The following is a 19,774-nucleotide window of genomic DNA, read 5'->3' as shown; positions in this document are numbered from 1 at the left end:
TTGCCCGCGGGGCGGCGCGGGCGACACCCTTCGGCACAGCCGGCCCGGTGATTCGCCGCCCCGCGAGGGTGCCCGGCGGAGGGCCCCCGCTCATGCGTGCGGGCAGAAGATCCCCAGGATCTGCTGGCAGTTGTCCCGCGTGATGAGGGCCGGTGGGGGCGGCGGCTTCGGCGGCGGGTTGTCGCCGTCCCAAATCATGTTGGAGACGTTGCCCATCCCTGGCCACAGGTAGTAGTAGGTTTGGCACACGGACATGTCCCAGCCGCGGAACGGGTCGGTGACATGGTTGCCGGTCGCGGGCAGGGGCTCCCCGGGGCACCAGCGGTGGGCCGGGCCCCAGTCGGGGTTGTCCGCTGGGATCGGGGCGATGCCCGGGTGTGCCTGGGCGGTACCCGCGGCGAGCCCGAGGCCCCCGGCCGCCAGGCCGCCCGAGAGCAACGCCCCGGCGATGACCGTCATGAGGGTGCGGGTGCTGCGCATTAAGACTCCTTTCGCTGTGGTGGGCCGAAGGTTATGGCCGGCGCCTTGCGAAATGTTTGCGTCGGCGGGCGGCTACCGATCCCAATCCGCCGGTTCGAGGTTGAGATCCCGGGCCGTCTGGGTACCGGCCCTTACGTACGCCTCGCAATTGCACACAAACCAGTACTCCCCCGCCGCGCCCCGGCGTAAGCGACGCGCGAAGGGCGGCGCGCGAGCCCTCGCGCCCCTGCTGCTGGCGGGCCTCGCGCCGTGGTGCGGCGTCGGCATCGGCCACGCGGATCCCAACCGCGAGCGGGAGGCCTGCGCGGTGATGGACGATCCCCGACCACGCGGCCGACCTACCGCCCGGCTGGCGGTAGCCGCGGCGCCGGCTAACCGAGGCGGGCCAAGAGCGGCGCTCGATTTCCGGCCCACGTCGACCAGGTCCTGCTCACCCTCGAGTGGGCGCCACGCTAGCGTCGAGCAGGTGGCACACCTGCTGGGGGCCGAGGCCGTACACCTGCAATACCCGACGCAAGTCGTCTTCGAGTCGGTCACGATCGGGGTCAACGACGGCGCGCGCATCGGCATCGTCGGGCGCAACGGCGACGGCAAGTCCAGCCTGCTGGCCCTGCTGACCGGTCAGCTCCGACCGGACTCCGGGCGGGTCACCCGCCGCACCGGATTGCGGGTCGGCGCGCTCAGCCAAGCGGACACCCTGGACCCCGGCCGCACGGTGGGCTGGACGCTCGTCGGCGAGCAGCCCGAACACCAGTGGGCCGGTGACCCGCGCGTGCGCGACGTGGTCGGCGGGCTGGTGTCCGACATCGCCTGGGACGCGCTCGTCTCGACGCTCAGCGGGGGCCAGCGGCGTCGCGTCCAGCTGGCCAGGCTGCTCATCGGCGACTGGGACATCATCGCCCTCGATGAGCCCACCAACCACCTCGACATCGAGGGCATCACCTGGCTGGCCGGCCACCTGCAGCAGCGCTGGCCCCGCAACGCGGGCGGGCTGCTGCTGGTGACCCACGACCGGTGGTTTCTCGACGAGGTCGCGACCACGACGTGGGAGGTGCACGACGGCATCGTCGAACCGTTCGAGGGCGGATACGCGGCGTACGTGTTGCAGCGCGTTGAGCGCGACCGGATGGCGGCGGCGTCCGAGGCCAAGCGGCAGAACCTGATGCGCAAGGAGCTGGCGTGGTTGCGCCGGGGCCCCCCGGCCCGGACGTCGAAGCCCCGGTTCCGCATCGAGGCCGCGAATCAGCTGATTGCCGACGTGCCGCCGCTGCGCAACACCGTCGAGCTGGCCAAGCTGGCCTCCGCCCGGCTGGGAAAGGACGTCATCGACCTGCTCGACGTGTCCGTGTCCTTCGACGGCCGCCCGGTGCTGCGCGATGTGGAATGGCGGATCGCGCCCGGGGAGCGCACCGGCATCGTCGGCGCCAACGGCGCCGGGAAGTCGACCCTGCTGGGCCTGATCGCCGGCACCGTCACGCCGGACTCCGGGCGCGTCAAACGCGGCAAAACCGTGCGCCTGGCCGTGCTCGACCAGCAGGGCGAGCGGCTGGCGGCCCTCGCCGAGAACCGGATCGCCGATGTGATCGGCGGGCTGCGCGCCGAATACGAGGTCGACGGCGGCGAGGTCACGCCGACCCAGCTGCTGGAACGACTCGGGTTCGGCCGCGGGCAGCTGTCCGCGCGCGTCGGCGAGCTGTCGGGCGGCCAACGCCGGCGGCTGCAGCTGATGCTCACGCTGCTCGACGAGCCGAACGTCCTGCTGCTCGACGAGCCCACCAACGACATCGACACCGACACGCTCACCGCCATGGAGGACCTGCTCGACTCCTGGGCGGGCACCCTGATCGTGGTCTCCCACGACCGCTATCTGCTCGAGCGGGTCACCGACCAGCAGTACGCGATCCTCGACGGCCGGTTACGGCACCTGCCGGGCGGGGTCGACGAGTACCTGCGGCTGGCCGCCCACCGGGAGCCGGCGGCCGGGCGGGCCGAGCCGCCCCCGCCTGTCGAGGGGATGTCCGGCGCGGAGCGGCGCGCGGCCGAGAAGGAGCTGGCCTCCGTCGACCGCCAGCTCGGCCGCCTGTCCGACCGGATCAAGGCCAAGCATCACGAGCTGGCCGAGCATGACCAGTCGGACCATGTCGGCATCACACGGCTCACCGGCGAGCTGCGGGCGCTCGAGGACGAGGTCAGCGCGACCGAAGGCCGCTGGCTCGAGCTGTCGGAGACGCTCGAATGAGGGTTGCTCGTCGAGGTCGGCTCAGTGCCAGCGCAGTAGGACCAGCTCGGAACAGAAGCCCGGCCCCATCGCCACCATCAGGCCCGGGCTCCCGCTCGGCGGCGGTTTGGCGACGGTGTCCCGCAGGATGTGCAGCACCGAGGCGGACTGCAGGTTGGCGATCTCGCCCAGCGAGCGCCAGGTCAGCTCGAGCGCGTCCGGGGGCAGGTCGAGGTTCCTGGCGATGGCGTTGATGGCCTTCGGCCCCTCCGGGTGGCTCACCCATGCGCCGATGTCGTCCTTCGTCAGCCCGTGCGTGGCCAGAAACCCGGTGACGTCGTCGGCCAGGTACCGGTCGACGAGGTCGGTGAGTTCCGGCGACAGCACAAGCTGCAGCCCCGACGAACCGACGTTCCAGCCCATGATGTGCAGCGATTCCGGGTAGAGACGGCTGCGCGAGTCGAGGATGTCGGGACCGGCGGGGCACAGCCGTTCGGCGCGGCGTTGCCCGACGGCCACCACCGCGGCCGCCCCGTCACCGAACAGCGCGGTCCCGACCAGGCCCGATACCGTCGGCTTCACCGCGGGGAAGGTGAGCGAGCACAGCTCCACCGAGATCAGGACCGCGACGTCGTCGGGTGCGCCACGCAGGTAGTCGTGCAGTCGGGCGACGCCGGCCGCGCCGGCCACGCAACCGAGGCCGAACAACGGAACCCGGCGCACGTCCGGTCGCAGCCCCAGCCGCCCGGCGATCCGGGCGTCCAGCGATGGCACGGCGACGCCGGTGACGGTGGTGGTCGCGATCATGTTGACGTCCTGCGGCTGGAGGCCCGCCTCCTCCAGCGCCCCGAGCAGCGCCGCGCAGCCGAGGTCGACGGCCTCCTCGATGAAGATCTCGTTGGCCTCGCCGAAGTCGGTCAGCGAGGGGTAGCGCTCCAGCGGCAGGATGAAGTGGCGGCTGTTGACCTTCGCGGCGCCGTGGAGCCGCCGAACGATCTCCTCGTGTTCCTTCAGCGCGGGAAACTCGACGAATTGATCGGTGATCTCGCCCTGGCTGTACCGGTACGGCGGCAACACCCCGAACACACCCGCAATGACGCTCATGGCCCTATCCCTTTGGGGTCGTTACCCCGCTGAACAAACGAAATTCGATCCGCGCCGCGGTTCGGTATCCTAATTGAGGAAAGCTTAAGAGTTTCGGTTCACCACCGCAAAGTGGCCGGTATTCGACATCTGTACAATTGTCGAGTCGAAAACTCACGGTGAAAATGGCCGCGGTTGCCTCTCAACCCGCATCATTCGGGTCTTCGCCGTTGAGCGCCAAGGCGATTAACGCATCGGGACTCAGCGAGTCGATGTCGTCGTCATCGACAACAGGGTCTATAAACGACCCGTCGCGGTCACCGGCCAGCAACAAAAGTTTGTCGAGTAATCCGGCATCCCGGAGTTCACCGACGGGAATGCTCAACAACAAATCGCGAATCTTCTCGTCATCGGTTTCTGCCCCGCGGGGCGCCAACAGTTGCTGCCCGACGTGCTCGGCCAGCGCCGTGGGATTCGGGTAGTCGAAGATGGCCGTCCGGGACAGGGTCAGCCCGGTCGCGGCGGCCACGCGATTGCGTAGCTCGACCGCGCCCATCGAGTCGAACCCGAGGTCCTGGAACGCGCGCCCGGCGTCCACGCCGCGGCCGTCCGGGTGGCCGAGAACGGCGGCAGCGTGGGTGCGGACCAGGTCGATCAGGCGCCGCCGCCGTTCGCCGGGCTCGGCCTCGCGCAGGGACACCGCCAGATCGGGGGCTCCGGGCGGCGCCGGGTCCGGCCCGTCCCCCAGCCAGAACCGTTGGCGTTCGAACGCGTACGTCGGCAACGCGACCCGGTTGCCACCCTCGAGGGCTGCGGCCCAGTCGATCTCGGTGCCGGTGACGAAGAGGCGCGCTGCCGCCGCGAGCACCGCCTCCGGCTCGGGCCGGTCCTTGGGCAGGGTTGCCACCGCCACCGGCCCCGGCGTGGTCAGGGCTTGCTCCACGGCCGCATCCAGACCGCCGCCGGGACCGACTTCGACGAACGCCCCGGCGCCCAACGCCTCGGCGGCTCGGACGCCGTCGGCGAAGCGCACCGCGGCGCGCGCGTGCCGCGCCCAATATTGCGCCGACCCGTAGTCCGCCCCCGCCGGAAGGCCAGAGACGTTGGACATCAGGGGAATACGCGCCGGGCTGGGCGTGATGTCGGCCACCGCCGCCGCGAACTCGTCGATCATCGGCTCGATGAGCGCGGAATGGAACGCGTGCGAGACGGCGAGCCGATGCACCCGCCGGCCGCGCCGCGTCAACCGCTCGGCGACGGCGCCCACGTCGGCCTCGGCGCCGGACAACACCACCGCGTCCGGGCCGTTGACCGCCGCGATGCTCACCCCGTCCGGCAGCAGCGGGGTCACCTCGGCTTCACCGGCCGCCACCGCGACCATGGCGCCACCGGCGGGCAGCCCGGCCATTAAGCGGCCCCGCGCCGCCACCAGTCTGGCCGCATCGGGCAGCGACAGCACGCCGGCCACGTGCGCCGCGGTGATCTCGCCGACCGAATGACCCAGCACGGCATCCGGGACCATACCCCAGTGCCGCAGCAGCGCGGTCAGCGCGACCTCCACGGCAAAGAGCGCCGGCTGGGCGAATTCGGTGTCGTCCAGGGCCGCGCCGTCGGCGGACCACATCACGTCGCGGACGGGGCGCCGCAGCCGGCCGTCCAGCGCCGCGGCAGCCTCGTCGAAGGCCCGCGCGAATTCGGGGAACCGCGCGTACAACCCGGCCCCCATCCCGAGCCTCTGCGCACCCTGACCGGGAAACACGAACACGGTCTTGCCCGCCTCGCGGGACACGCCCGTCGCGGTGTCCGCGGTCGCCCGCCCGGACGACAACTCCGCCAGCGCTTGCGTCAGCGCCTGCCGGTCGCGGCCCACCAGCACCGCCCGGTGTTCGAAGCGCGTGCGCGTCGTCGCCAGCGACCACGCCACGTCCCCGGCGCGCGGCGCCGTGACGCCTGCCACCCGTTGCGCGAGGCGTTCGGCCTGGTCGGCCAGCGACCGTGCGGAACGCGCCGTCACCACCCAGGCGACCGCGGGCTCCGGGTCAGCTAGCGCGCCAACGGTTTGGGCCGGCGCCGGCCGGACAGGGGGATCCGCGACGATCATGTGGGCGTTGGTCCCGCCCATGCCGAACGAGGACACGCCCGCGCACCGCGGCGCCTCGCCCGCCGGCCACGGCTCGACCGCGGTGCCGACCTCCAGTCCCAGGCCGTCGAGGCCGGACACCGGGTCGGCGAAGTTGGGGGTGGGTGGGATGGCGCCGTTTTCCAGCGCGAGGACGGCCTTGATCAGACCCGCGATTCCCGCCGCGGCCCCGGTGTGGCCGATGTTCGTCTTCACCGATCCAAGGCGCAAGGGGCGACGGCGATGACCCGCGAACACCCGGCCCAGCGCCTCGGCTTCGGCCGGGTCGCCGGCCCGGGTGCCGGTGCCGTGGGCCTCCACGTAGTCGACGGCGTCACCGTCGATTCCGGCGTCGGCCAGGGCGCGCCGGATGACGTCGGCCTGCCCCGAGACCGACGGCGCGGTCTGCCCGCCCGCGTTGTGGCCGGCATTGCCGACGGCGCCGCCGCGGATGACCGCGCGGATCCGGTCCCCGGCGTCCAGGGCGTCGCGCAGCGGCTTGAGCAGCACCAGGCCGCCGCCCTCGCCGCGCACATAGCCGTCCGCTCGGCGGTCGAACGCGAAGGTGTGACCGGACGACGACATCGCGCCGAATTGCCGCTCGAGCGCCGCGGTTTCGGCCGCGAGGTTCAGGTGCACGCCACCGGCGATCGCCAGGGTCGACGTGCCCGCCCGCAGTCCCGCGCACGCGAGGTGCACCGCGACCAGGGACGAGGACTGCCCGGAGTCGACGGTCATGCTGGGGCCGTGCAGCCCGAAGGCGTACGAGACGCGGTTGGCGATCATCGCCCGGCTGATGCCGGTGAACGAGTGATGGTCGAGGCCGTCGGGGTCGCGCAGCGTCAGGACGGCGTAGTCGTCGGTCATGGCGCCGAGATGCACGGAGACCTGTTGTCCGCGAAAGGTTTCCGGCAGCACAAATGCGTCCTCGAGCAGCTCCCACGCCAGTTCGAGCGCCAGTCGCTGCCGGGGGTCCATCGCGCGGGCTTCGCGGGGAGACACGTTGAAAAAGTCGGCGTCGAACCCGGCCGGGTCCACGGTCAGCCGCGACGCTTCGAGCCCGTCGCGGATCAGCTGCCAGAACTCGTCCGGGCCGGCGGCGCCGGGAAACCTGCAGGCGACGCCGACGACGGCCACGTCCTCCGGGCGGACGTCGCTCGGCATCAGGGGCCGACCTCCTCGTCGAGCAGGGCGAACAGCTGGCTGTCGGTGGCGGTGGCGAGGTCGTCGTCGAAGTCCTCCGGCGGCGGCTGCGGGGCCGGGACCGTCAGGGCGGCGAGCAGAGCCTGCAGCCGGGCGGTCAGCCGGGTCCTGTCGGCGGGTTCCCAACCCGGCTCGTCGACCAGCGCCTGCAATTCGCGGGCGACGTCATTGAACCGGGCCATGCGATCGGGCCGCTGTTCGATGATGGTGGTGGACAGCTGGGTGTCGATATGCGCCGCCAGCGCGGCGGGCGTCGGATGGTCGAAGATCACGGTCGGCGACAGCGTGAGGCCCGTCGCGGCCTTGAGACGGTTGCGCAGCTCGACCGCGGTGAGCGAGTCGAACCCGAGCTCCTGGAAAGGCTGCTCGGCGTCGACGTCCGCGGAACTGTGCCCGAGTACCGTGGCGGCGTTGCTGCACACCAGGTCGACGAGTTCGCGGTGACGCTGCTCGGCGGTGAGCCCGTTCAGCCGGGCCCGCAGTCCCGACGTCAGGGCCGCGCCGCCGGCGTCGGCCGCGGCACGGTGCACTCGACGAGTCGCCAATTCTCTGAGCAGGGGCGGCAATTCGGCGGCGTCGCCGGGCAGGCCCGCCGCGTTGAGCCGCGCGGCCACCAGCACCGGCCGGTCGGCCGGCAGGGCGTCGTCGAGGAGCGATAGGGCGGCCGCGGTGGGCAGGGGCGCCAGCCCGGCGCGGTTCATGCGGGCGCGGTCGGTCTCGCCGAGGTGCCGCGTCATGGCGCTGTCCTGTTCCCAGAGCCCCCAGGCCACCGACAGGCCGGGCAGCCCACGGGCGCGCCGGTGCGCGGCCAGGCCGTCGAGAAAGCTGTTGGCCGCCGCGTAGTTGCCCTGGCCCGGCGCGCCCACGAGGCCGGCCATCGACGAGAAGAGCACGAATGCGGCCAGGCCCAGGTGCCGAGTCAGCTCGTCGAGGTGCCGGGCGCCGTCGACCTTGACCCGCAGCACCGCGTCGATCCGGTCGGGGGTGAGCGACTCGATCAGCCCATCGTCGAGCACGCCGGCGGCATGAAACACCCCCCGCAACGGGTACCGCTCCGGGACCGCCGCCAACAAGGCGGCCACCGCGTCCCGGTCGGCGACGTCGCAGGCGACAACCGTCACCGCCGCGCCGGCGTCGCGCAGTTCGGCGGCCAGGTCCGTCGCGCCGGCGGCCTGCTCGCCGCGGCGGCTCACCAGCATCACGTGCGGGACCCCGTACCGCCGCACCAGGTGGCGGGCCAGCGCCGAACCGGCCATGCCGGTGCCGCCCGTGATCAGCGAGGTGCCGCCGGCGAGCCCTCCCGGGCCGCCGGGCAGGGTGAGCACGACCTTGCCGATGTGCCGGGCCTGGCTGACGAACCGGTAGGCCTCCACCGCGCGGCGCACGTCAAAGGCCTGCACCGGCAGCCGCGTCAGCGCGCCCGAGGCGAAAAGCCCGGTCAGCTCGCGCAGCATGTCGGCGATCCGGTCGGGGCCGGCCTCCATCAGGTCGAACGCCCGGTACCGCACCCCCGCGTGCTGTGCGGCGACGGCCTGCGGGTCGCGCAGGTCCGTCTTGCCCATCTCGATGAAGCGGCCACCGCGGACCAGGAGCCGCAGCGACGCGTCGGTGAACTCCCCCGCCAGCGAGTTGAGGACGACGTCGATGCCGGCCCCACCGGTGACGGATAGAAACTGGCCCTCGAACCCCAGCGCGCGGGAATCGGCGATGTGGTCGTCGTCGAAACCCATGGCGCGCAACGTGTCCCGCTTGCCGCGGCTGGCCGTGACGAACACCTCGGCGCCCCAGCGCCGGGCCAGCTGCACCGCGGCCATACCCACGCCGCCGGTGGCCGCGTGCACCAGGACGCGCTCCCCGGCCCGCACGCCCGCCAGGTCCGACAACCCGTACAGCGCCGTCAAGAACACCACGGGCACCGCCGCGGCGTCGCGCAGCGACCAACCGGGCGGCACGCGCGCCAGCAACCGCTGATCGACGATCGCCTCGGAGCCCGCCAAACCGAGGATGCCCAGCACCGCGTCACCGACCGCGAGCCCCGTCACGCCCGGCCCGGTCTCGACCACCAGGCCGGCCCCCTCGGCGCCCAGCTCCGCGGCGCCGGGGTACATGCCCAGCGCCACCAGCACGTCCCGGAAGTTGACGCCGACGGCCGCCACCGCGACGCGCACCTCACCCGCACCCGGCTCGGCCGGCGGGCAGGGCTGCGCCGTCAGGTCCTCGAGCGTGCCCCCGCCGCCCGCGGCCAACCGCCATACCGTCGGGCGGTCCGGCAGCCGCAGCAGCGGGTGCGAGCGCAGCGGCGTCAGCCGCGGGCGGTGGGCGACCCCGTCGCGCACCACCAATTGCGGTTCGCCGCAGGCCATCAGGGCGCGTGGGCCGACGGATCCGTCGGAGTCGACCAGCATCACGCGGCCCGGATGCTCGGCCTGCGCCGACCTGACCAGCCCCCACACCGCCGCGCCCGCCGGGTCCGTGACGTCCTCGCCCGCCAATCCCGCAGCCCCGTGCGTCAGCACCACCAGCGGGCCGGTGCCATCCGCCGCCAGCCGGGACTGCAGGACGCCCAGTGCCTCGTGGACGGCCGCGCGGACCGAGCCGGCCGGCGCCAACTCCCACACGTCCGGGTCCGCGCCGCCAGAAGCGCCGTCCGGCAAGGCAACCGCTGACCACGCGACTTCGTACAGCCCCGCGCCCCCGTGGCCGACGGCCGCCGTCAGCTGATCGACCGACACCGGGCGCGTCACCAGCTCCCGCACGGAGAGCACGGCCGACCCCGCCGGGTCGGCGATGTCCACCGACACCGCGCCCGCGCCGGCCGGCGCCAGCCTCACCCGCACCCGCGTCGCCCCCGTCGCGTGCAGGCACACGCCCTGCCAGGAGAACGGCAACGCCGCCCCGGTCCCCTCGTCGGCCACCCCCAGCGCGTGCAGCGCTGCGTCCAACACCGCCGGGTGGATGCCGAACCCGGCGGTCGTCGCACCGCCGTCCCCCGGCGCCTCCACTTCGGCGAAGGTGTCGGCCCCGCGGCGCCACACCGCCCGCAGGCCCCGGAAGGCCGGGCCGTACCCGTAGCCCCGCTCCGCGAGCCCGTCGTAGGCGCCGGTCAGGTCCACCGCCTCCGCGCCCGCGGGCGGCCACACCGACAAGTCCGCCACCGGCGGCACCGGGCCCAGGCGCAACACCCCCGCCGCGTGCCGCGTCCATTCCGAGTCCGATTGCGCCACAGACGAATACACCGACACCACGTGCGACCCGTCGTCGCCGGCGCCGTCCACCACCACCTGCACCCGCACCGCGCCGGACGCCGGCAGCACCAACGGCGCCGACAGCGTCAGCTCTTCGATCACCGCGCAGCCGACCTCGTCACCGGCGCGCAGAACCAGTTCCACGAACCCCGCCCCCGGGAACAACACCGTGCCGGCGACGGCATGGTCCGCGAGCCACGGCTGGGCGGCGACCGACAACCGGCCCGTCAGCACCACCCCGCCGGAATCGGGCCGCTCCACCACCGCGCCCAGCAGCCCGTGCGCGGCCCCCGCCAGGCCGACGACGCCGACGTCGCGCAGGCCCACCGCTTCGGGCGGCAGCCAATACCGGCGCCGCTGAAAGGCATACGTCGGCAGATCGGCCCGCGCGGGATTAAGGGCGGTGAAGGTCTCCGCCCAGTCCACGCCGACGCCCGCGGCGAACACCCGCGCCGCGGCCGACAGCACCGACTCGGCCTCCGGGCGGTCCTTGGCCATGGACACCACCGCGGTCGTCTCGACCGCCTCCCCAATGGACGCCGTCAGCGCCGCCCCGGGCCCGACCTCCACGAACAGCCCGGCTCCCAGCGACTCGGCGGCCTGCACGCCGTCGAAGAACCGCACGGGCCGGCGGACGTGCTCGACCCAATACGCCGGCATCCCGTACCCAGGGCCCGCGGCCTGCCCGGTCAGGTTGGACACCAGCTCGATCCGGGGTTCGGCGGCCGAGACCGCGGCCGCCACGGCGGCGAACTCCTCAAGCATGGGATCCATCAGCGGGGAATGAAACGCGTGGGAGACCGCCAACCGATGCACCCGGCGGCCCTGCTCCGCCAACCGGTCGGCCGCCGCGTTCACCGCGGACCGCTCGCCGGACAACACCACGGCCCGCGGCCCGTTGACGGCGGCAAGGTCGACACCCTCGCCGAGCAGCGGCAGCACCTCGGCCTCGCCGGCGGCCACCGCCACCATCACGCCGCCGTCCGGCAGCCCGGCCATCAGCCGGCCGCGGGCGGCGACCAGGCGCGCCGCGTCGGCCAGCGACAGCACCCCGGCGACGTGCGCCGCGGCGATCTCGCCCACCGAGTGGCCCAGCACCATGTCGGGCACCACGCCCCAGGACCGCCACAACGCCGCCAGCGCGACCCCGATCGCGAACAGCGCCGGCTGGGCGAATTCCGTACTCTGCAACAGCTCCGGGTCGTCACCCCACATCACCTCGCGCAGCGGCACGCGCAGGTGCGGGTCCAGCTGCTCGGCGGCCTCGTCCAGGGCGCGGGCGAACGCGGGGAAGCGTTCGTACAGCGCCGCGCCCATCCCCAGCCGCTGCGAACCCTGGCCCGGGAAAGCGAACACCACCTTGCCCGTCGGCCGGGCCCGCCCCAGCACCACGGCCCCGTCCGGTTCCCCGGCGGCCAGCCCGGCCAGGGCCGCCGTCAGCGCGCCGGCGTCGGCGCCCACCAGCACCGCCCGGTGCTCGAACACCGCCCGGGTGGTGGCCAGCGACCAACCCACATCGACGGGGTCGGGGTCGGCGCCCAGGTGGGCCACCAGCCGCCCGGCCTGCGCGGCCAGCGCCTCGGCGGAGCGGCCCGACACGACCCAGGCCACGTCGGGCGCGGGGGTACGGCGCGGCGGCTCGGCGGCGTCCGGGTCCGAGGCGGGCTGCTGCGGGGCCTCCTCCACGATCACGTGCGCGTTGGTCCCGCTGATCCCGAACGACGACACCCCCGCGCGCCTCGGCCGCTCGTCGGCCGGCCACGGCCGCGCCTCGGTGAGCAGGCGCACCGCGCCCGCGGACCAATCCACGTGCGGCGAGGGCGAATCCACGTGCAGAGTTGCCGGCAGAACGCCGTGCCGCAGCGCCTGGACCATCTTGATGACGCCGGCCACCCCGGCCCCGGCGGAGGTGTGGCCGATATTCGACTTGATCGACCCCAGCCACAGCGGGCGGTCGGCGGGCCGGTCCTGCCCGTAGGTGGCCAGCAGCGCCTGGGCCTCGATGGGGTCGCCCAGCGTGGTCCCCGTCCCGTGCCCCTCCACCGCGTCGACGTCGGCCGCGCCGAGCCCCGCGCCGGCCAGCGCCGCACGGATGACCCGTTGCTGGGAAGGGCCATTCGGCGCGGTCAAGCCGTTGGAGGCGCCGTCCTGGTTCACCGCGGACCCGCGCAGCAGCGCCAGCACCGGGTGCCCGAGGCGCCGGGCGTCGGCCAGTCGCTCCAGGACCAGCACGCCCGCGCCCTCCGACCACGACGTGCCGTCCGCGGCGGCGGCATACACCTTGCAGCGGCCGTCGGCGGCCAGCGCCCGCTGCCGGCTGAACTCGACGAAGGCGGCGGGGGTGGCCATCACGGTCACACCGCCGGCCAGGGCCAGGTCGCACTCGCCGGAGCGCAGCGACTGCGCGGCCAGGTGCATGGCGACCAGCGACGACGAGCACGCCGTGTCGACCGACACCGCCGGACCCTCCAGGCCCAGCACGTACGCCACCCGGCCGGACGCCACGCTCAACGTGGAGCCCGTCAGCCCGTAGCCCTCCAATTCGCCCTTGACCTCGCCGCCGTAGCCGGCGTGGATGACGCCGGCGAACACGCCGGTCGCCGAGCCCCGCAACCCGGTCGGGTCAATGCCGGCCCGCTCCAACGCCTCCCAGCAGATCTCCAGCATCAGCCGCTGCTGCGGATCCATGGCCAGCGCCTCGCTGGGCCCGATGCCGAAGAAACCGGCGTCGAAATCGCCGGCGTCCTGGACGAAGCTGCCGCGGCGGGTGTAGGTCTTGCCCGGGGCGTCGGGATCGGGATCGAACAGCGCATCGATGTCCCACCCGCGGTCCGCCGGGAAGTCCGACACCGCGTCGCGGCCGTCGGCGACCATGCGCCACAGCGCTTCCGGTGAATCCACCCCGCCGGCGTAGCGGCAGCCCATGCCGACGATGGCCACTGGCTCGGAGAGCCGGCCTTCGAGCTCCGACACGCGCCGCCGGGAGCGCCTGAGGTCGGCCGTCAGGCGCTTCAGGTAGTCGAGATGTTTGTCGGTGCCCGGCATGTCAGGATTCCAGTTCTTCGTCGAGGATCGCGAAGAGTTCGCTTTCGCTCGCGGCCTGCAGGTCGTCGTCTAGCGGGCCGGCCGGCGGCGCACCCAGCAGCTGCTGAATCCGCGCCCTTGCCGCCGCATGCTCGTCGGGGTCCCAGCCGGGGCCGTCGAGCAGCGCGCCCAATTCGGCGGCGACGTCGTTGAACCGGGCCATCGGGCCGGGCGCGTCGGCGGCATCGGCAAGGTGGGTGTCGAGGTGCCCGGCCAGGACCGACGGCGTCGGGTAATCGAAGATCAAGGTGGGTGAAAGGGTAAGTCCGGTGGCCGTTTTCAGCCGGTTGCGCAGTTCGACGGCGGTCAACGAGTCGAAGCCCAGCTCCTGGAACGAGCGGCCGGGGTCGACGTCCGTGTCCGGCAGGCCCAACACGGTGGCGGCGTTGCCACGGACCACGTCAACCAGGTGCCGCCGCCGGGCGTCCGGGCTCATCGCCCGCAGGCGCGCGGCCAGGCCGGTCGTTGAGGCGGCGGAGGTCTCGGCGACGACGCGCCTGGCCGGGCGGTCCGCGAGATCGCGCAACAGCGGCGGCAGGCCGTCGGCGTTGGCGGCGAGCGCCGCGCGGTCCAGGTGCGCGGCCACCAGCACGGGACGGTCCACCAGCATCGCCGTGTCGAACGCCTCCAGCGCCTGTCCGGTGGTGAGCGGCGCCAACCCGATCCGGCTCATCCGCGCCTTGTCGCGATCGCCCAGGTGCGCCGTCATCGCCGAGGCTTGTTCCCACAGGCCCCACGCCAGGGACAGGCCCGGCAGGCCGTGCGCGCGCCGGTGGGCGACGAGGCCGTCGAGGAAGCTGTTCGCCGCCGCGTAGTTGGCTTGCCCAGCGGTGCCCACGGTGCCCGCCATCGACGAGAACACCACGAACGCCGACAGATCGTGGCGCCGGGTCAGCTCGTGCAGATGCCAGGCCCCGTCGACCTTCGCCCGCAGCACCGCATCCACCCGATCCGGCGTCAACGAGGCGATCAGCCCGTCATCGAGGACACCCGCGGCGTGCACCACCGCCCGCAGGGGATGCTCCGCCGGTATCTGGGCGAGCATCCCCGCCACCGCGTCGCGATCCGCGACGTCGCAGGCCACCACGGACACCCGCGCCCCGGCATCGGTCAGCTCGGCCACCAGCTCGCTCACCCCGCGCGCGTCGGCGCCCGCCCGGCTGGCCAGCACCACGTGCGCCACGCCATAACGCTCGACGAGGTGGCGGGCCAGTGCCGAACCGGCCATGCCCGTCCCCCCGGTGATGACCGCGGTGCCGCCGGCCAGCCCGCCACATCCGCTGAGCAGACCGTCCGGGCCGCCCGGCAGGGTCAGCACGACCTTGCCGATGTGCCGCGCCGAACTGACGTACCGATACGCCGCGGGCGCGCACCTGACGTCGAACGCCTTGGCGGGCAACGGTTTCAGTGCGCCGTCGGCCAGCAGCCGCAGCACCTCGGCGAGCATCGCCGCTGTCCGGTCGGGCCCGACCTCGATGAGGTCGAACGCCCGGTACACCGCGCCCCGGTACAGTTCGGCGACGGCCCGCGGGTCGCGTGGGTCGGTCTTGCCCATCTCGACGAAATGCCCGCCGGGGGCCAACACGCGCAGCGACGCGTCGGTGAACTCGCCGGCCAGCGAGTTGAGCACCACGTCGACGCCGGCCCCGTCGGTGGCGGACCGGAACTTCTCCTCGAACTCCAGCGTGCGCGAGTCGCCGATGTGGTCGTCGTCGAAACCCATGGCGCGCAACGTGTCCCATTTGCCGCGGCTGGCCGTCGCGAAAACCTCGGCACCGAAATGCCGGGCCAGCTGGACCGCCGCCATGCCGACCCCGCCGGTCGCGGCGTGCACCAGCACCCGCTGCCCGGCGCGCAGGCCCGCCAAGACCGACAACCCGTAGAACGCGGTCAAGAACACCACCGGGACGCTCGCGGCCCGCGTGAACGACCACCCCGCGGGCACCGGTGCCAACAACCGCGCGTCGACCACCGCCTCGGACCCGACCACCCCGAGCAGTCCCAGCACCGCGTCGCCCACGGCCAGGCCCGTCACGCCGGGCCCGACCTCGAGCACCCGCCCGGCCCCCTCGGCGCCCAGCTGGCCGCCCCCGGGGTACATCCCCAATGCCACCAGGACATCCCGGAAATTGACGCCGACCGCGGCGACCGCGACCCGCACCTCCCCCGGCGCCAGCGCCGCCGGCGGGCATCGGCGCACCACCAGGTCGTCGAATGTGCCCCCACCGCCGGCAGCCAGCCGCCACTGGCCCGGCGGCAACCTCAGCGGCGGTGGCGCCGCAAGCGGCGCCAGCCGGGCGGCGTACGCCGTGCCGTCGCGCACGATCACCTGCGGCTCCCCGCAGTCGATCGCCGCCGCCACGTCCAGCGAGTCGTCGGAGTCAACCAGCACGATCCGGCCCGGATGCTCGGCCTGCGCGGAGCGCACCAAACCCCACACGGCCGCCCCCGCCAGGTCGCCGACGTCCTCGCCGGCGAGCGCGACCGCCCCGCTCGTGCGCACCACGAGCACACCGGACGCGTCGCCGGCCAGCCAGGACTGCAGCACCTTCAGCGCCTCGGTGGTCACCGTGTGCACCGAGCTCACCACGTCGCTTGTGGCACTGGGCAGTTCCCACACCACAACGCCGTCGTGGCCGGCGTCGGCCACCGCGGGGACCGAGGTCCAGTCCAAGCCCAGCAGGCCCGTCAGGTTGTCCCCGGGCGTCGCCGCGCCTGCCAGTTGCCCGGGGGCGAGGGGTCGCATCGCGAGCGACCGGACCGACAGCACCGGCAGCCCGGCCGCGTCGGCCAGTGCGACCGACACGGCCCCGTCGCCCGCGGGCGCGATGCGGACCCGCGCCCGCCGCGCGCCCGCCGCGTGCAGCGACACCCCTTGCCACGCGAACGGCAACAGAGTCCGCTCGTCGCCGGCCGCGACCCCGAGCGCGTGCAGCGCGGCGTCGAGTAGCACCGGGTGCACGGCGAAGCCACCGCTTGGCACCCCATCGTCGGGCACGGCGACCTCGGCGAAAATCTCGTCGCCGCGTCGCCACAGCGCCCGCAGCCCACGAAAAGCGCGGCCGTATTCGTACCCGCGCCCCGCCAGCCGCCCGTAGGCGTCGCTCACGTCGACGGGCACTGCACCCACCGGCGGCCATACCGACAAGTCGCCGGCCGCCGGCACGGACCCCACGGTAAGAGTCCCCTGCGCGTGCCGCGTCCAGACCGAATCATCCTGTGCAGCAGACGAATACACGGACACCTCGCGCCGCCCCGATTCGTCCGGACCCACCACCACCTGGATCCGCACCGAACCGGCGACCGGCAGCACCAACGGGGCCGACAACGTCAACTCGTCGATCGCCGCACACCCGACCTCGTCGCCGGCCCGCACGGCCAACTCGACGAACGCCGCCCCCGGGAGAATCGCCGTCCCGCTCACGGCATGATCGGCCAGCCAGGGCTGCGCGGCCGTCGAGATCCGGCCCGTGAGCACTACCCCACCCGGGTCCGGCCGCCGCAGGACCGCGCCGAGCAATCCGTGCTCGGCCGCCGCCAGACCCATGCCCGCAGCGTCGGACGACCCCGCAAAACCGCCGGGCAGCCAGAATCGTTGCCGGGCAAAGGGATAGGTGGGCAGATCAACGCGCCGCCCGCCGAAGCCGGCGAGCGCGGACCGCCAGTCGACGCCCACCCCCGCCACGTGCGCCTGACCCACCGAAGCCCAGAAACGTTGCAGCCCGCCGTCGTCGCGGCCCAACGACGGGATGACGAGCGGGTCGGCGGGCTCGTGGCCGCTCCGGCAGTCCGTCCAGATCTGTTCGATCCCGGCGGTCAGGATCGGGTGCGGGCTGCATTCGACGAACGCGCCGTACCCGGCTTCGCCGGCGCTGCGCACCGCGCGCACGAATTGCACCGTCTCCCGGATGCTTTGGTACCAGTAGGCGGCGGTCAGGCCGGCGCCGTCCATCCGTTCACCGGTCGCGGTCGAAAAGAACGCCACCGACGACGATCTCGGCTCGAGACCGGCCAGCGCGTCGGCCAGTTCCCCGCGGATGACCTCGACCTGCGCGGAATGCGATGCGTAGTCGACGTCGATGGCGCGGGCGCGGATCCCGTCGGTCTCGCACCGGCGCATCAGGCCGGCCAGGGCATCCGCCGCCCCGGACACGGCGACCGCCGAAACGCCGTTGATCGCGGCGATGTTGAGCCGATCGCCCCAGGCGGCGATCAGCGCCCGGGCCTGCGGTTCCCCGCACGCCAGCGACACCATCCCGCCCGCCCCCGACAATCGCAGCAGCAGTTGGCTCCTCAGCGCCACGACCCGGGCGGCGTCCTCCAGCGAGAGCGCCCCCGCCACGCAGGCGGCGGCGATCTCGCCCTGCGAGTGCCCGATCACCGCGTCGGGCGCCACGCCCACCGACCGCCACAGCTCGGCGAGCGACACCATCACCGCCCACAGCGCGGGCTGCACCACGTCGACGCGATCCAGGCCGGGCGCGCCCGGCGATCTGCGGAGCACGTCAACCAGCGACCACTGCACGTGCTCGGCGAGCGCCTTCTCGCAGCGATGCAGGTGCTCGGCGAAAACCGCCGACGTGTCGAGCAATTCGGCGCCCATCCCGGCCCACTGCGAGCCCTGGCCGGGGAACACGAAGACCGTCCGGCCCACCGCGCCCGCCCGGCCGACCACCACGCCCGCGCCGGGCTCACCGGCGGCCAGGCCGGCCAATGCGCGTTCGCGGTCCCCGCCGACCACCACGGCGCGATGCTCGAACAGCGACCGCGTCGACACCAGCGACCAGCCCACGTCGACCACACGCGACTCCGGGTGCGCCCGCACGTGTTCGAGCAGCCGCGCGGCCTGGCGGGCCAGGGCGTCCGCCGACCGGGCCGAGACCACCCACGGCACCGGCACGTCGTCGCCGTCCGCCGCGGCGTCCTCCGGGGAAGGCTCCTCCAGGATCACGTGCGCGTTGGTCCCGCTGATCCCGAACGACGACACCCCCGCGCGGCGCGGTCGGTCCACCGCGGGCCAGGCCCGCTGCGCGGTCAGCAGCGACACCGCGCCGGCCGACCAATCGACGTGCGGCGTCGGCTCGTCCACGTGCAGGGTCTTGGGCATCACCCCGTGCCGCATGGCCTGCACCATCTTGATGACGCCGCCCGCGCCGGCCGCCGCCGAGGTGTGGCCCATGTTGGACTTGATCGAGCCCAACCAAAGCGGCCGGTCGGCGGGGCGCCCGCGACCGTAGGTGGCCAGCAGCGCCTGGGCCTCGATGGGGTCGCCCAGGGTGGTCCCGGTCCCGTGCCCCTCCACCAGGTCCACGTCGGCCGTGTTCAGTCGCGCGTGGGCCAGCGCCGCGCGGATCACCCGCTGCTGCGACGGGCCGTTGGGCGTCGCCAGACCGTTGGAAGCGCCGTCCTGGTTGACCGCCGAACCCCGGAGCAGCGCCAGCACCCGATGCCCCGATCGCCGGGCGTCGGCCAGCCGTTCGAGGACCAGCACCCCGACGCCCTCGGAGAAGCCCGTCCCGTCGGCGGCGCCGGCGTAAGCCTTGCACCGACCGTCGGTGGACAGGGCCCGCTGGCGGCTGAATTCGATGAACATCGCCGGGGTGGCCATCACGGTCACGCCCCCGGCCAGCGCCAGGTCGCACTCGCCCGCGCGCAGCGACTGCGCCGCCAGGTGCATGGCGACCAGCGACGACGAGCACGCCGTGTCGACGGAGACCGCCGGACCCTCGAGCCCCAGCGCGTAGGCCACCCGCCCCGACGCCACGCTCAGCGTCGAGCCGCGCAGCCCGTACCGCTCCAGGTCCCCCGGCACCCGCCCCTGGCCGCCGTAGGAACCGTGGAAAATGCCGGCGAAGACTCCCGTCGGGGAACCGCGCAGCGCCGACGGGTCGATGCCGGCGCGCTCCAGCGCCTCCCACGACACCTCCAGCAGCAGGCGCTGCTGGGGATCCATCGCGAGCGCCTCGCTGGGCGCGATGCCGAAGAACGCGGCATCGAAGTCGGCGGCGTCGGCCAGGAAGCCCCCGCACCGGGTGTAGGACTTGCCCACGGCGTCGGGGTCGGAATCGAACAGCCCCGCCAGGTCCCAGCCCCGGTCGGCCGGGAAGTCCGACACCACGTCGCGGCCGCGCTCGACCATCTCCCACAGGGCTTCCGGCGAGTCCACCCCGCCGGGATACCGGCACGCCATCCCCACCAGTGCGACCGGCTCCGGCATCGCCTCCCCGATCAGCGACAGGTACCGGCGGTTCTCCCGCTTCAGCCGCTCGTTTTCCTTCAGCGTTTTCCGGAGCGCCTTGACGAGCTCATCGTGGTTGCCGTTCACATCTTCGGGCCCAACAG

At 73.5% G+C, this 19,774-nt stretch carries 6 protein-coding genes; 1 reads left to right on the top strand and 5 read right to left on the bottom strand.

Annotated elements, in window-relative coordinates; translation table 11 throughout:
- Nucleotides 1–90 precede the first annotated feature (90 nt).
- The gene (locus SKC42_RS22585; RefSeq protein ID WP_330966483.1) at nt 91–480 is read right to left on the bottom strand and encodes a hypothetical protein; all 390 of its coding nucleotides are present in this window, start codon (nt 478–480) and stop codon (nt 91–93) included.
- Nucleotides 481–946: 466 nt separating this feature from the next.
- Here SKC42_RS22585 and SKC42_RS22580 point away from each other — a divergent pair, with 466 nt between their 5' ends.
- Nucleotides 947–2,719 carry an ABC-F family ATP-binding cassette domain-containing protein gene (locus SKC42_RS22580; RefSeq protein ID WP_330966482.1) on the top strand — a complete coding sequence of 591 codons (1,773 nt, stop codon included), beginning with the start codon at nt 947–949 and terminating at the stop codon, nt 2,717–2,719.
- A 21-nt stretch (nt 2,720–2,740) separates the two neighbouring features.
- On the opposite strand, the gene SKC42_RS22575 is transcribed toward SKC42_RS22580, so the two are convergent.
- The 4 genes from SKC42_RS22575 to SKC42_RS22560 all read right to left on the bottom strand — a co-directional run bounded on the left by SKC42_RS22575 (nt 2,741) and on the right by SKC42_RS22560 (nt 19,757).
- Nucleotides 2,741–3,802 carry a type III polyketide synthase gene (locus tag SKC42_RS22575; protein WP_330966481.1) on the bottom strand — a complete coding sequence of 354 codons (1,062 nt, stop codon included), beginning with the start codon at nt 3,800–3,802 and terminating at the stop codon, nt 2,741–2,743.
- Between the two features lie 181 nt (nt 3,803–3,983).
- On the bottom strand, nt 3,984–7,064 hold the full coding sequence (locus SKC42_RS22570; RefSeq protein WP_330966480.1) for a type I polyketide synthase: 3,081 nt from the start codon (nt 7,062–7,064) through the stop codon (nt 3,984–3,986).
- Entirely contained in the window at nt 7,064–13,393 is a 6,330-nt protein-coding gene (locus tag SKC42_RS22565; RefSeq protein WP_330966479.1) for a type I polyketide synthase, read from the bottom strand. The genes SKC42_RS22570 and SKC42_RS22565 overlap by 1 nt, the downstream gene beginning before the upstream one ends.
- 1 nt (nt 13,394) lies before the next feature.
- Entirely contained in the window at nt 13,395–19,757 is a 6,363-nt protein-coding gene (locus SKC42_RS22560) for a type I polyketide synthase (protein WP_330966478.1), read from the bottom strand.
- Nucleotides 19,758–19,774: the final 17 nt, after the last annotated feature.

Source organism: Mycobacterium sp. 050134 (genome assembly GCF_036409085.1).
Classification (GTDB): domain Bacteria; phylum Actinomycetota; class Actinomycetes; order Mycobacteriales; family Mycobacteriaceae; genus Mycobacterium.
This window is presented reverse-complemented; position numbering and strand designations above follow the sequence as displayed.

Excerpts from the sequence above, each read along its gene's own strand:
- SKC42_RS22585 (WP_330966483.1), bottom strand. The coding sequence starts at position 480 with ATGCGCAGCACCCGCACCCTCATGACGGTCATCGCCGGGGCGTTGCTC.
- SKC42_RS22575 (WP_330966481.1), bottom strand. The coding sequence starts at position 3,802 with ATGAGCGTCATTGCGGGTGTGTTCGGGGTGTTGCCGCCGTACCGGTAC.
- SKC42_RS22570 (WP_330966480.1), bottom strand. The coding sequence starts at position 7,064 with ATGCCGAGCGACGTCCGCCCGGAGGACGTGGCCGTCGTCGGCGTCGCC.
- SKC42_RS22565 (WP_330966479.1), bottom strand. The coding sequence starts at position 13,393 with ATGCCGGGCACCGACAAACATCTCGACTACCTGAAGCGCCTGACGGCC.